At 58.1% G+C, this 12580-nt stretch carries 12 protein-coding genes and 1 tRNA gene; 8 read left to right on the top strand and 5 right to left on the bottom strand.

Features of this window, described 5'->3' with window-relative positions; translation table 11 throughout:
- Positions 1 to 179: 179 nt before the first annotated feature.
- On the top strand, positions 180 to 752 hold the full coding sequence (locus AAAC48_RS03200; protein ID WP_340652785.1) for an HdeD family acid-resistance protein: 573 nt from the start codon (positions 180 to 182) through the stop codon (positions 750 to 752).
- Positions 753 to 771: 19 nt separating this feature from the next.
- Here the strand turns inward: AAAC48_RS03200 and AAAC48_RS03195 are convergent, their stop codons facing one another.
- The 3 genes from AAAC48_RS03195 to nth all read right to left on the bottom strand — a co-directional run bounded on the left by AAAC48_RS03195 (position 772) and on the right by nth (position 2973).
- Positions 772 to 1431: a pentapeptide repeat-containing protein gene (locus AAAC48_RS03195; RefSeq protein ID WP_340652786.1), complete on the bottom strand. Its 660-nt coding sequence runs from the start codon at positions 1429 to 1431 to the stop codon at positions 772 to 774.
- A gap of 394 nt (positions 1432 to 1825) precedes the next feature.
- Positions 1826 to 1902: transfer RNA gene (locus tag AAAC48_RS03190), tRNA-Asp, on the bottom strand.
- A gap of 303 nt (positions 1903 to 2205) precedes the next feature.
- Entirely contained in the window at positions 2206 to 2973 is a 768-nt protein-coding gene (gene nth / locus AAAC48_RS03185; protein WP_340652784.1) for an endonuclease III, read from the bottom strand.
- 34 nt (positions 2974 to 3007) lie between these two features.
- Between nth and AAAC48_RS03180 the strand changes: the two genes are divergently transcribed.
- From AAAC48_RS03180 to AAAC48_RS03170, 3 genes are all read left to right on the top strand, one after another.
- Positions 3008 to 3502 (top strand): DUF2244 domain-containing protein, encoded by a 495-nt coding sequence (locus AAAC48_RS03180; protein ID WP_340652783.1) that lies wholly within the window; start codon positions 3008 to 3010, stop codon positions 3500 to 3502.
- A gap of 76 nt (positions 3503 to 3578) precedes the next feature.
- Entirely contained in the window at positions 3579 to 4478 is a 900-nt protein-coding gene (locus AAAC48_RS03175) for a bifunctional helix-turn-helix domain-containing protein/methylated-DNA--[protein]-cysteine S-methyltransferase (protein ID WP_340652782.1), read from the top strand.
- 155 nt (positions 4479 to 4633) lie between these two features.
- A complete protein-coding gene (locus tag AAAC48_RS03170) occupies positions 4634 to 7117 on the top strand; it encodes a heavy metal translocating P-type ATPase (RefSeq protein ID WP_340652781.1) in 2484 nt (827 codons plus the stop codon).
- 6 nt (positions 7118 to 7123) lie between these two features.
- On the opposite strand, the gene AAAC48_RS03165 is transcribed toward AAAC48_RS03170, so the two are convergent.
- Positions 7124 to 7417: a Dabb family protein gene (locus tag AAAC48_RS03165; RefSeq protein WP_340652780.1), complete on the bottom strand. Its 294-nt coding sequence runs from the start codon at positions 7415 to 7417 to the stop codon at positions 7124 to 7126.
- 190 nt (positions 7418 to 7607) lie between these two features.
- Here AAAC48_RS03165 and AAAC48_RS03160 point away from each other — a divergent pair, with 190 nt between their 5' ends.
- Both AAAC48_RS03160 and AAAC48_RS03155 read left to right on the top strand, forming a co-directional pair.
- Entirely contained in the window at positions 7608 to 10286 is a 2679-nt protein-coding gene (locus tag AAAC48_RS03160; RefSeq protein WP_340652779.1) for a sensor histidine kinase KdpD, read from the top strand.
- Complete coding sequence (locus tag AAAC48_RS03155) at positions 10283 to 10969, top strand: response regulator (protein WP_340652778.1); 687 nt, start codon at positions 10283 to 10285, stop codon at positions 10967 to 10969. The genes AAAC48_RS03160 and AAAC48_RS03155 overlap by 4 nt, the downstream gene beginning before the upstream one ends.
- A gap of 35 nt (positions 10970 to 11004) precedes the next feature.
- Here the strand turns inward: AAAC48_RS03155 and AAAC48_RS03150 are convergent, their stop codons facing one another.
- Positions 11005 to 11787 (bottom strand): SDR family oxidoreductase, encoded by a 783-nt coding sequence (locus AAAC48_RS03150; protein ID WP_340652777.1) that lies wholly within the window; start codon positions 11785 to 11787, stop codon positions 11005 to 11007.
- Positions 11788 to 11895: 108 nt separating this feature from the next.
- Here AAAC48_RS03150 and AAAC48_RS03145 point away from each other — a divergent pair, with 108 nt between their 5' ends.
- Both AAAC48_RS03145 and AAAC48_RS03140 read left to right on the top strand, forming a co-directional pair.
- Complete coding sequence (locus tag AAAC48_RS03145) at positions 11896 to 12357, top strand: OsmC family protein (protein ID WP_340652776.1); 462 nt, start codon at positions 11896 to 11898, stop codon at positions 12355 to 12357.
- Between the two features lie 25 nt (positions 12358 to 12382).
- Positions 12383 to 12577 (top strand): glutathione S-transferase, encoded by a 195-nt coding sequence (locus AAAC48_RS03140; protein ID WP_340652775.1) that lies wholly within the window; start codon positions 12383 to 12385, stop codon positions 12575 to 12577.
- The last annotated feature ends 3 nt before the right edge of the window (positions 12578 to 12580 follow it).

Genomic DNA, 12580 nt, shown 5'->3' with positions numbered 1-12580 from the left:
ATATGGTTTGGTACCATCGGGTGCCGCTGGACGAAACAGTTTCAGATCGGGCTGGCCGTGTTACCGTTACGTACTTGCACGCCGGACCTGCCAGAATCATGATTGATGTCAGGTCTTTCAAGGCGTGACAATAGCGTCACCCCAAGTGTCTTCTTGCGGTGAGAAAGGTGGAGAGGATCATGGCAATGTCATTGGATGCGGCCGCGGAGGTTTTCCGTGAGGCCATGCGCGAAACGGTCAAGCGGTACTCGCTGTGGTATCTTATTCAAGGATTGGTGCTCGTCGCAGCCGGGATTCTGGCGATCCTCTATCCCGTCCTTTCATCCGTTGCAGTCATCATTCTGCTGGGTTGGCTTCTCATCATCAGCGGCATAGCGCAGGGCATCAGCCTGTTTGGAGCTCGGCACGTGCCACATTATTGGCTGCAACTCATTTCCGTTATCCTTGCTCTGCTTATCGGCTTTCTCTTCCTGCGCGATCCGGCTCAAGGCCTGCTGACGGTCACACTCCTCCTGATCGTCTTCTTCATGATAGAAGGCATCTCAAAGATTGTCTTTGCGCTCACTATTCGCCCATTTCCCAATTGGGGCTGGATATTAGCTAGCGGTTTGGTCGGCATCCTGCTCTCCCTGGTGCTGTGGGCAAGCCTGCCTGTAACAGCGCTGTGGCTCGTCGGACTACTGCTCGGAATTCAGCTGATCAGCGTCGGCGGAGCGCTTGCTCACCTCGCTTGGCAGGTGCGGCGGAGCTGACATGGGTATCAGAACTGGCTCACTCGGATTGGCACGGCCAGCCGGCGGGTGCGGACAATCCCAATGGCAGCTTTGTCTTGGCATCACCGCAGGCAAGATCGATCTGCGCCTGCTGCAGCCCCTGTGCTGCTGATAGATCCACGCCCTCTATTCTGGTGAGGAACATAAATGCACGGTCAAACACGATCGGCCCATCAATTTTTGCCGTACGCAGGTCAGCACGCGACAGATTTGCAAGCGAGAACCGGACGTCCTTCAAGTCTGCTTTGTCGAAATTGGCCCGCCCAAGCTCAGCTTTTTCGAAATTCGCGCCTTTAAGCTGGGCTCCGCTGAAGTTGGCGCGCTGCAGTTCTGCATTGGCGAAGGAGGCCCCGTCAGCTGCAGCGTTCTCAAAATTGGACCGGTAAGCTTCAACCTTGGCAAAGTTTGCTTTTTCAGCTTTTGCGCCGGCGAATGATGCGCGCACCAGTGTGGCTTCTTCCAGGTTTGCGGACCTAAGATTTGAACTGCTCAGATCAGTCTGCGCCAAGTCAGCATTGAAGAGATTGGCCCCCTCCAGTTCACTGCCCGGAATGACAAGGTTTTTCTTGGTGCATTCGCTCCAATCCAGGCCGGGGGCAGCCATACTACTGCAAGCGCCTGCCAGAGCAGGCCAATATCCGGATATCGATATCACCATTGTCAGGGCGAGGATGATGGGAAGAAGGCCAACGGAGCATCCCCCATGCTTTTTCAGGTATCGCGCATCGCCATGGCTTTGCCCGCTTTTACACCGGAAATAACCTGTTCCGACCGGCCCACTCATCTTGTCAATAAACGTGCCCATCCTGCTGCTCCGATCCTCGTCATACGTCCAGCCTGTTCCAGCTGAGGCATAGTGCTTCTGCGGCTATTGTACAGCCTACATTGCATTAACACTTCCAAAAACAGCGGATTGGACAAAGTAGGCGTCGCAAATGCCCTCGGACCATATCGAGATAGGAAGGTCGAGATCAGGCGGAACAAGCAAATGAGCGTGTCGGTGCGACACTTTCTCAGGAGCAAATATGTTACTGAACTACTTGAGGGAAAAGTGGCGCGAGTGACGGGGCTCGAACCCGCGACCTCCGGCGTGACAGGCCGGCACTCTAACCAACTGAGCTACACCCGCGCACTTTCGTACCGAACAATTTGTCCGGCGTGAGCGGTCGTTTAAGGCGTTCGCGTGGGAGTGTCAAGCACAACTGGACAGGAAAAAAACCGATATCGACAATTCTCCGTACGATTTGCAGAAGAGTGACGATCATCAGCTTCTTTTGTCAGCTTGATCTGTCGCGATTGCCCTGGATTTGAGCTTCGCCCGAGACCTATTGAATCACAAAAGTTCAAAGTGGCTGACCCGCAGACGACGATCGCGCGGTTCGTCGCGCTAACTTACGCCGGCTGCCGCAGCCTGGGGTCAGGACCCGAAAGCTTAACGTGCCTGGACCGCCTGCGGCGGGAGCGGGACGAGCGGTGCCGGTATCTCCGATGTCTTTTCCGCGGCCTTGCAGATGTCGGCAATGACGCAGGCGGCGCAATCGGGTGTGCGTGCCTTGCAGATATATCGGCCATGTAAAATCAGCCAATGGTGCGCATGGTAGAGATATTCGGACGGAATGACCTTCATCAACCGGGCCTCCACCTCTTCCGGCGTCTTGCCTGGCGCAAGCCCGAGCCGGTTGCCGATCCGGAAGATATGGGTGTCTACCGCCATGGTTGATTGACCGAACGCCATGCTGAGCACGACGTTTGCGGTCTTGCGGCCAACGCCCGGCAGCTTGACCAGTTCATCGCGATCGTCAGGAACCACACTGTCATATTGGTCGATCAGCGCTTGGGAAAGAGCGATGACATTCTTCGCCTTATTGCGCCAAAGGCCAATGGTGCGGATGTAGTCGCCGACTTTGGCTTCGCCCAAAGCCAGCATTTTTGCCGGTGTATCGGCCACCTTGAACAAAGCTCGCGTCGCCTTGTTCACGCCGACGTCGGTTGCCTGAGCCGAAAGCACGACGGCGACCAGCAGCGTAAAGGGATTTATGTGCTCCAGTTCACCCTTCGGTTCGGGGCGCTGGATCGAAAACCGCCGGAAGATTTCATGGATTTCCGCGGCGGCATAGCGCGTACCGGTAACGTTCCGTACCTTCGCTGGCTTGGCGATGCTCACATCAATCTGATCAATTTTACGCTTGGGATTTTCCATGCTCCCTCTATACTTAAACGTTATGAGCCAAACAATGAATCCGATCGACCCAGCGGCCATCAACGAGGAAGAAATCTTCCGCGCGCTTCTCGTGCCACACCGGTCGCTGGGTCAGACAGGCTTTCTCATCCTGATGGGCACGCTCGGTGTCAGCAGTTTTCTAACGGGTCTGTTCTTCCTGTCTATCGGCGCCTGGCCGGTTTTCGGCTTTTTCGGTCTCGATGTCCTGATCGTCTACATCGCCTTCCGCATGAACTACGCGTCAGGAAAGGTACATGAAGAGGTGAGCGTTTCGCGGATAGCTCTGCAAATCCGCCAGGTCGGTGCCACCGGCCGCACAAAGCTCCATGAGTTCAACCCCTTCTGGACGCGGTTCAGCGTCTCCCGACACGCGGAAATTGGCATCACGTCGATGCTCGTTGAGGGGCAGGGAAAGGCCGTGGCCATTGGTTCCTTCCTCAATCCGGATGATCGCGAGAGCTTTGCCATGGCGTTCCAAATGGCGCTCGCGACAGCCAAGGGCCGCTAGTTTCCATGCTTGCAAGAATCGGGTGGCAGAAGCGGCTGGTGAGTGGTCAAATATCCTCAATAGAGAGGTAAAGCTCATGAAACCACAGGCCATTGTTCAGAAAGACATCACTCCGACCGGCGACGATTATGCAATCGTCAGCCATATCATCGAGCGTATCAGCAAGGATTATCGCGATCAGCCGTCGCTTGAGACGCTGGCCCGCGATACCGGACTGACACCCACCGCCCTGCAGAAGCTGTTTACCCGCTGGGCTGGCCTTTCGCCGAAAGGTTTCCTGCAGGCGGTGACAATCGACCATGCACGCCGTCTGCTCGACGAAGGAATGCCGCTGCTCGAAACAGCCTATGAGACGGGGCTTTCCGGTCCGAGCCGTCTGCATGACCTCTTCGTCACCCATGAAGGCATGTCGCCGGGCGACTACAAGACCCGCGGTGCTGGCCTTACCATCCGCTACGGCTTTCTCATTTCGCCGTTTGGACTGGCTCTGATTATGGTGACGGATCGCGGGCTGGCAGGCCTTGCCTTCGCCGATTCCGGCAAGGAGCGGGAAGCGCTTTCCGATATGACGTCACGCTGGCCTAATGCCACCTATGTCGAAGATCTCGCTGCGACCGCCCCCTATGCTGCCCGAATCTTCAACCCGGCCGAGTGGCGTGCAGACCGGCCGCTTAAGGTGGTGACCATCGGCACGGATTTCCAGCTGCGTGTGTGGGAAGCGCTGCTCAAGATCCCGATGGGTAAATGCGTCGCTTATTCGGATATTGCGGCCGATATCGGTTCACCCAATGCGTCGCGGGCTGTCGGTGCCGCGGTCGGCGCCAATCCGGTCTCGTTTGTCGTGCCCTGCCATCGTGCGGTCGGCAAATCCGGCGCACTCACCGGCTACCACTGGGGTCTCACCCGCAAACGTGCGATCCTCGGCTGGGAAGCTGGCCAGTTGAGCACGGAAGCAGAGGTAAGTCAGGCGGGCTGAACGCGCTCCGCATCTTCCCAAAAGCGATTGAAAGCCCGGCAAACTGCCGGGATTTTTTGCGCGGGCAACAATGTTCCCGTGAAGGCCTTGACCTTCCAGTACCTGGAAGGACTACCTTGTGTGCACTATCTGGTCCCTTAACAGAGTGCGCAAACATGAAACACGATCATCACCACGCCGACAGCAATGGGGATCGGCCCGCGCCAACCGGCGTTGTGCGTGATCCGGTGTGCGGGATGATGGTCGACCCGGAGGCCGGCAAGCCCACAGCCGAGCATGGCGGACGCCTGTTCCACTTCTGTTCGTCCGGCTGCCAGAGCAAGTTCAGAAAAGATCCGGACGCTTATCTGGAGGCAATCGATCCTGTTTGCGGCATGAAGGTCGACCGGGCGAGTGCGGAGCATTTCCTGCGTCGCGAGGGTGAGAATTACTATTTTTGCTCGGCAAGCTGCATGACAAAATTCGAGAAGGCACCGCAGGATCATCTGGGTGACCGACCGGCACAAAAAGCGATGCCAGTCGGAACGCAATATACCTGTCCCATGCATCCGGAAATCGTCAGGGATCGTCCTGGCTCATGCCCGATTTGTGGCATGGCGCTGGAGCCCATGGGTATACCAACTGGTGACGAGGGCCCGAACCCCGAACTCGTCGACTTCACACGTCGCTTGTGGATCAGCGCAGTCTGCTCGGTTCCATTACTCCTGATCACGATGGGACCGATGCTCGGTCTGCCGGTACGTGAATGGATTGGCGAAAACCGTGCCGCCTGGCTGGAATTCGCGCTCGCAACGCCAGTTGTCGTCTGGGCAGCAGTCCCCTTCTTCGAACGGGCGTGGGCCTCCTTCGTCAATCGCAGTGCGAACATGTGGACACTCATCGCCCTTGGCGTCGGCACGGCCTATGCCTTCAGTGTCGTGGCAACCCTCGCGCCTGATGTATTCCCGCACTCCTTCCGCATGCATGGCGGTTCGGTGCCGGTCTATTTCGAGGCAGCGGCCGTTATCGTCACGCTGGTTTTCCTTGGTCAGGTCTTGGAGTTGAAAGCGCGCGAGCGCACGGGCTCTGCCATCCGCGCCCTGCTGGATCTCGCGCCCAAGACGGCGCGCCGCATTGCTGACGATGGAACAGAAACAGATGTGCCACTGGACGAGGTCGTTGCTGGCGACAAGCTGCGCGTGCGGCCTGGTGACAGCATACCCGTGGATGGCATTGTGCTGGAAGGGCGGTCCTCCATTGACGAATCGATGATCACCGGCGAAGCTCTGCCTGTCGAGAAGACCGAACACGACGCCGTCACGGCCGGCACGCTCAATCGCAATGGCACGCTGCTAATCCGGGCCGAGAGGGTCGGTGCTGACACTGTCCTGTCGCAAATCGTCGGCATGGTCGCCTCCGCACAGCGCTCACGCGCGCCGATCCAGGGCCTGGCGGACCGCGCTTCTAGCTATTTCGTCCCGACCGTGGTCATTGTTGCGATCATTGCCTTCGCGGTCTGGTCGCTTATCGGCCCCGAGCCGAGCATGATCTATGGCCTTGTCGCCGCAGTTTCCGTACTGATCATTGCTTGCCCCTGTGCGCTCGGCCTTGCGACACCGATGTCGATCATGACGGCAACCGGTCGTGGCGCACATGCCGGCGTCCTGATCAAGGACGCCGAAGCCCTCGAACGCTTCGCCGCAGTCGATACACTGATCGTCGACAAGACAGGCACGCTCACGGAAGGTAAGCCAAAGCTTACAGATATTGTTGCACAAGGCGGCTTCGCGGAAGACCAATTGCTGACGCTTGCTGCGAGTCTCGAAAAGGGTTCTGAACATCCGCTGGCCGAGGCTATCGTTGAAGGTGCAAAGGCCCGCAACCGCACTTTGTCCGATGCCGCAGATTTTGAGGCCGCAACCGGCAAAGGCGTCTCCGGCAAGGTAAACGGGAAGGCCGTGGCGCTTGGCAACACGGCGATGATGCAGGATATCGGTGCCGATGTTACCGCGTTGACCGGCAAGGCAGATGAGCTGCGCGCGCAGGGCAAAAGTGCGCTGTTCATCGCGGTGGATGGTAGAGCCGCGGGTATCGTCGCAGCCGCCGATCCCGTCAAGGCGACGACAGCCGAGGCAATCCGCCTGCTGCACGAAGCGGGGCTGAAGATCATCATGGCAACGGGCGACAATGCCGTGACCGCCCATGCAGTTGCGCGCGAGCTCGGGATTGACGAGGTGCGCGCCGACATGCTGCCTCAGGCCAAGAAACAATTGGTCGATGAATTGCGCGCCAAGGGCGCCAAGATCGCTATGGCCGGTGACGGCGTCAACGATTCGCCAGCACTGGCGGCAGCCGATGTCGGCATTGCCATGGGCACGGGCGCCGATGTAGCGATGGAAAGCGCTGGCATTACACTGGTGAAGGGCGATCTCAACGGTATCGTCCGTGCCCGCCATCTTGCCGACGCCACCATCCGCAACATCAAGCAGAACCTGTTCTTCGCCTTTATCTACAATGTGCTGGGTGTGCCGGTTGCAGCAGGGGTGCTCTATCCCGTATTCGGCCTGCTGCTTTCACCGATGCTGGCTGCAGCGGCCATGAGCCTTTCATCCGTGTCTGTCATTGCCAATGCGCTACGACTGCGGGCGATCAAATTGTGATATTCCCTAGCTCAGCGTCGACACCACATCGGCGGAGATGCGCAGTTCACGCAACGGGCGGACGACCGCCGTCGTTTCGCTGTAAATCGGGTGCGCCTTGTAGGCGGCAAGTGCCTCGGCGTCCTTGAATTCACCGTAAACGACAACGTCGATTTCACCGGAAATTGGATCGGTCTTCGTGTTCGTCATTACCTCGAAGACCATTGAATGCGGGATGTCGCCGAGCCGGCGCAGACCAGCGGCGATTGCTTCGACATCTTCCGGGTTACGAGCGCTGAAAAATACAATATGACGGATCACGATCTCAATTCCTGCTGTATTGGATTGGGCCGGACTTTTCATATTCCGCCCCTTCCCGTCAATAGATGCGCTGTCGCAGGCCGAATACAGCGGCACTGCAAGCTATCCTTGGCATTTGTATTGAAGCTGGGTTAAACGTTCTCGCATCCGGCACCTCATCCGCCGGCCGAATAAGAAGCTTGAGGCGTACATGGCCGATCAAGGTCAAAAAAATCGACCAGATCCCGATAAATTGCTGGAGCTTGCCACGCGCGAATCGCGTGGCAAGCTCACCGTGTTTCTCGGTGCGGCGCCCGGCGTCGGCAAGACCTATGCCATGCTTTTGCGGGCCCGGCGGATGAAAGAGGACGGCGAAGATGTCGTCATAGGTATTGCTGAAACCCATGGCCGTGCTGAGACGGCGCAATTGCTGGATGGACTCGAGGTGATCCCGCGCAAGCAGGTCCTATATCGCGACCGGTCACTGGAAGAATTCGACATCGATGCGGCAATCGCCCGCAAGCCGAAGATTCTCATCGTCGACGAGCTTGCCCATACCAATGTACCGGGCAGCCGCCACCCCAAGCGCTACCAGGACATTGAGGAGCTGCTCTGGCTCGGTATCGACGTCTGGACGGCCATGAATGTCCAGCACCTGGAGAGTCTTTCCGATGTTGTGACCAGCATCACCGGGGTTACCGTTCGTGAGATTGTACCCGATACCGTGCTCAAGCGAGCCGACGACGTCCAGCTGGTCGATTTGCCGCCGGCGGAGCTGATTGCGCGGTTGAAGGAGGGCAAGGTTTACCTGCCCGGCAATGCCGAAAGGGCGGCAGAAGGGTTCTTCAAACCAGCCAACCTCACGGCACTGCGCGAATTGGCATTGCGGCGCACGGCCGACCGCGTCGATGATCAGATGATCGACCTGTTGCGGCAGAACGCTATCGAGGGCCCCTGGGCTACCGGCGAACGTCTGCTCGTTTGTGTCGGGCCCGACAACCTGTCCGATAAGGTGGTACGCACCGCCAGCCGGTTGGCCTCAGGGCTCAATGGGCGCTGGCTGGTGGTTTCGCTGACCCAGACGAATGATGCCGGAACTGAAACAACCAAGCGCATCGACGAATTGCTTGATCTGGCCGAACGACTGGGCGCTGAAACACGGCGGGTCATCGCACAGGATTTCGTCGAGGAAATCTTCCGTATTGCCCGGCGCGAAAACGTCACCCAAATCGTAGTCGGACGTCCAAAATCGCGGCGATTTACAAATCCATTCCGCCGTTCCCTGCCCGACGAGATCATCAAGCGCTTTACGGACATTGGCGTGCATATCGTTACCGGCGAAGAACAGGGCACCCCCTATTTGCCGCCGTCCCTGCGCAAGCGTACCCGGCTCGAGCTTGCGACGGCAATTGCTATTCCGGTGGTGGCGACGGGGGTGACGACGCTGCTCGGCCTCGGCGCCAGCAATATCGTCCACCCCCAGAATCTGTCGATGCTGTTCCTTGTCGCCGTTATCCTTTCGGCGATGTATAGCGGGCGGCTTTCTGCCGTCATTGCCGCGGGTCTTTCTTTTGTTCTTTACAATTTCTTCTTTCTCGAACCGTTGCATGACCTGAGCATCGCCAAGCCGCACCAGCTGTTTTCCCTGGTCATTTTTCTCGCTGTTGCCTTGATGATCGGTGATCTTGCCGGACGCCTGCGCGACCAGGCCGCCCGCTCGCGCAATCAGGCGAAGAATACGCAGGCGCTGTACGAATTTTCTCGCAAACTATCGGGAACGGCACGTCTTGACGATGTGTTGTTTTCGACTGCGACACACCTGCATTCGACCTTTGGCACCGGCGTCGCTATTTTGCTGCCGGATGAGGGCGAATTGCAGATGCAGACCGTATGGCCGCCGGACCTGACGCTTGACGGCACCGATATGACTGCCGTGCGCTGGGCTTTCGAGAAGAACGAGCGTGCCGGCCATGACACGGCGACGTTACCGCAGATCGACTGGCAATTTCTTCCCATTCTCACGTCGCATGGTGTTGCCGGCGTACTCGGCCTGTTCATGCAGGACCATGCGGCGCTTGACGAGAACGAGGACCGCATGCTGACCGCTATCCTCGATCAGACTGCGATTGCAATTGATCGTGCTCAGCTTGTACGCGAAAATGCCAAGACCACGGCGCTTCAGGAAAGCGAAAAGCTCCATACTGCACTGTTCTCCTCGCTGTCCCACGATTTGAAGACGCCGCTTGCATCGATCACCGGCGCCGTCACCACTTTGCGTCAGCTTGGGGATCGCATCAAACCGGATAGCCGCGACGATCTCCTGCTTTCGATCGAGGAAGAGGCCGGGCGGCTCACACGTTTCGTCGCTAACCTCTTCGACATGACCCGCATCGAAGCCGGCACACTGAAGGTCAAGAACGCCCCGGTCGATGCCACCGATGTTATTGTTTCGTCGATCGAGCGCATGAAGAAAATGAAGCCGGAAATCGCTATCGAGATCAGCATTGCTCCCGACCTTCCGGCCGTCAGTGGCGATCCTTCCCTGCTTGGCCAAGTGCTGTTCAATCTGCTCGACAATGCCGCCAAATATGCCGGTGATGGTCCGATTGCCATTTATGCAAGGCAGGACGATTCCGAAGTCGCGATCAGCGTCACGGACCAGGGCAAGGGTATTGCGCAAAAGGATCTCGACAAGATTTTCGACAAATTCTACCGGCGGGTCAAAGGCGATGGCCGGGCGCCGGGCACGGGCCTGGGCCTGTCGATCGCCCGCGGTTTCGTCGAATCCATGGGCGGCACGATAACTGCGGAAAGCCCAGCCATTCGCAAGCGCGGAACCCGGTTTATCGTCCGGCTTCCTGTGGCCAAACCGGATGATGGCACAGCATGAACCAGCATCGTATCCTCGTCGTCGATGATGAGCCGCAGATCCAGCGTTTCCTCAATCCAGCGCTTACCGCTTCGGGTTATGAAGTGCTGCTTGCCTCGACTGCCGCTGAAGCCGAACGGCTGATCGCCACCAGCGCGCCGGATCTCGTCATTCTTGACCTCGGCCTTCCCGACAAGGACGGCAAGGAAGTGATCGAGACGGTCCGGGCATTTTCGGAAGTGCCGATCATCGTGCTGTCGGCACGCGACCGCGAAACCGAAAAGATCGCCTCGCTTGATCTCGGCGCCAATGATTATGTCGAGAAGCCGTTCGGGATCGGCGAGTTGCTGGCGCGCGTCCGCACGGCACTGCGCCAGAAAGCAGCCGGTGCAAGTGTCCCGTCACGGTTCGAGGCGAACGGGCTTGTCGTCGACATGACCAAGCGCATTGTCACGCGCAACAGCGAAGAAGTGCACCTGACCCGCAAGGAATACCAGCTGCTGGTACATCTCGTGCTGCATGCGGGGATGGTGGTGACGCACCGCCAGCTCCTCGCCTCGGTTTGGGGAGGGGCGCATGTGGAAGATCTGCAATATTTGCGTGTGTTTATCGGCCAGCTCCGCTCCAAAATCGAGGACGATGCGAACAATCCGCAATTCATCCGCACCGAGCCAGGCGTCGGTTACCGCTTTATCGCGGAGTGAGGGCGGCTGATCACTGCCCGCCCCTATAAATCCCGTTATCCCAGCGTTGAGTTGAACGCGCCGCCGTCGAGCAGCAGATTCTGGCCGACAATGAAGCCCGAGTACTGGCTGCACAGGAAAGCTGCGGCTGCGCCGAATTCTTCTGCAGTGCCATAACGTCCGGTTGGGTTTTTCGAATGGGCTTCGGCCCGCGCCTCCTCGATGGAAATGCCCTTCTCTTTCGCAGTCCGCTCGATGAAACCCTTGGTGCGATCCGTATCATGCGATCCTGGCAACAGGTTGTTGATGATCACGCCATGTCTTGCCACCTGACGGGCTGTACCGGCGACAAAGCCGGTCAAACCGCTGCGGGCCGCGTTCGACAGCCCAAGCTGTGCGATCGGCGATTTGACCGAACCCGAGGTGATGTTGACCACTCTGCCCCATTTGCGTTCGATCATGCCCGGCAGGATGGCATTCATCAAAAGGATTGGCGTCAACATATTGTTGTTGATTGCCTTCAGCCATTCTTCCTCGCCCCAGTCGGACCAGACACCGGCGGGCGGACCGCCGGCATTATTGATCAGGATGTCCGGCTGTGGCTCAACCTTGAAAAGCGCCTGGCGTCCGGCTTCCGTCGTTACATCTTCAGCAACGATCTGAACCTTGACGCCATATCTGCCGGCAATCTCGTTTGCCGTCTCTCGCAACGTTTCCTCGGTGCGCGCATTCAGCGTCAGGTCGACACCGGCTTCCGCCAGCTTTTCCGCTACGCCGCGGCCAAGCCCTTTTGAACTTGCGCAGACAATGGCGCGCTTACCCTTGATACCCAGATCCATGATGTCCTCGCCGATTCTTTTATCGCGCTCTCTTATCGACAATTCCGGCACGCTTTGACAAGCTCCGGTTGATCAAATCAGCCAGCACATCAGATTCGGGAAAAAGCAATGACGACATTCGGTGCGACAGTCCTATGGGCGCGGCCAGAAGGTGCAGCCTTCATCGACAACAAGTACAGCCGGGCGCATGTCTGGCAATTCGATGGCGGCGCGGAAGTACCGGCCTCCTCGTCCCCGCATATTGTCCGCGTGCCCTTTTCAGCACCGGAAAATGTAGATCCGGAAGAGGCTTTCGTCGCTTCGATTTCCAGCTGTCACATGCTGTTCTTCCTGGCCGGCGCCGCGAAAGCGGGCTTCGTCATCGACGAATACCGGGACGCAGCCCAAGGCGAACTCGCCAAGAACGACAGGGGCAAGCTTTATGTCAGCCGCGTGACGTTGAAGCCGCACGTGACCTATGCTGGCACGTCGCCGGACCGCGAGACAGAGATGCACATGCATCATGAGGCGCATGAACAATGCTTCATCGCCAATTCCGTCCTTACCCATATCGAGGTGGAGCCAGTCTGAAACATTTTAATACGGAGGACATACAATGTCGGAACTTAAGCTAAGCAATGCGATCAACACCACCTGCCCGTGGTCAGGCGATCCGGTCAAGGAGGATAGTCTCACCCTGTACAAGGGAGCCGTTGTTGGCTTCTGCAATCCCGGCTGCCGCGACAAATTCGAAAAGGCAATCAACCACTTCGAAGCTGCATTCAGCCGCGCGACGCACACGGCCGTTTAGAGC

Source organism: Phyllobacterium sp. (assembly GCF_037994405.1).
Lineage (GTDB): Bacteria > Pseudomonadota > Alphaproteobacteria > Rhizobiales > Rhizobiaceae > Phyllobacterium.
Note: the sequence above shows the minus strand (reverse complement) of the source record. Positions and strands in the feature narration are given on the sequence as shown.

Bases quoted from the DNA above. Each gene is read 5' to 3' on its own strand.
- AAAC48_RS03200 (WP_340652785.1), top strand. From the start codon at position 180: ATGGCAATGTCATTGGATGCGGCCGCGGAGGTTTTCCGTGAGGCCATG.
- AAAC48_RS03195 (WP_340652786.1), bottom strand. From the start codon at position 1,431: ATGGTGATATCGATATCCGGATATTGGCCTGCTCTGGCAGGCGCTTGC.
- nth (WP_340652784.1), bottom strand. From the start codon at position 2,973: ATGGAAAATCCCAAGCGTAAAATTGATCAGATTGATGTGAGCATCGCC.
- AAAC48_RS03180 (WP_340652783.1), top strand. From the start codon at position 3,008: ATGAATCCGATCGACCCAGCGGCCATCAACGAGGAAGAAATCTTCCGC.
- AAAC48_RS03175 (WP_340652782.1), top strand. From the start codon at position 3,579: ATGAAACCACAGGCCATTGTTCAGAAAGACATCACTCCGACCGGCGAC.
- AAAC48_RS03170 (WP_340652781.1), top strand. From the start codon at position 4,634: ATGAAACACGATCATCACCACGCCGACAGCAATGGGGATCGGCCCGCG.
- AAAC48_RS03160 (WP_340652779.1), top strand. From the start codon at position 7,608: ATGGCCGATCAAGGTCAAAAAAATCGACCAGATCCCGATAAATTGCTG.
- AAAC48_RS03155 (WP_340652778.1), top strand. From the start codon at position 10,283: ATGAACCAGCATCGTATCCTCGTCGTCGATGATGAGCCGCAGATCCAG.
- AAAC48_RS03150 (WP_340652777.1), bottom strand. From the start codon at position 11,787: ATGGATCTGGGTATCAAGGGTAAGCGCGCCATTGTCTGCGCAAGTTCA.
- AAAC48_RS03145 (WP_340652776.1), top strand. From the start codon at position 11,896: ATGACGACATTCGGTGCGACAGTCCTATGGGCGCGGCCAGAAGGTGCA.
- AAAC48_RS03140 (WP_340652775.1), top strand. From the start codon at position 12,383: ATGTCGGAACTTAAGCTAAGCAATGCGATCAACACCACCTGCCCGTGG.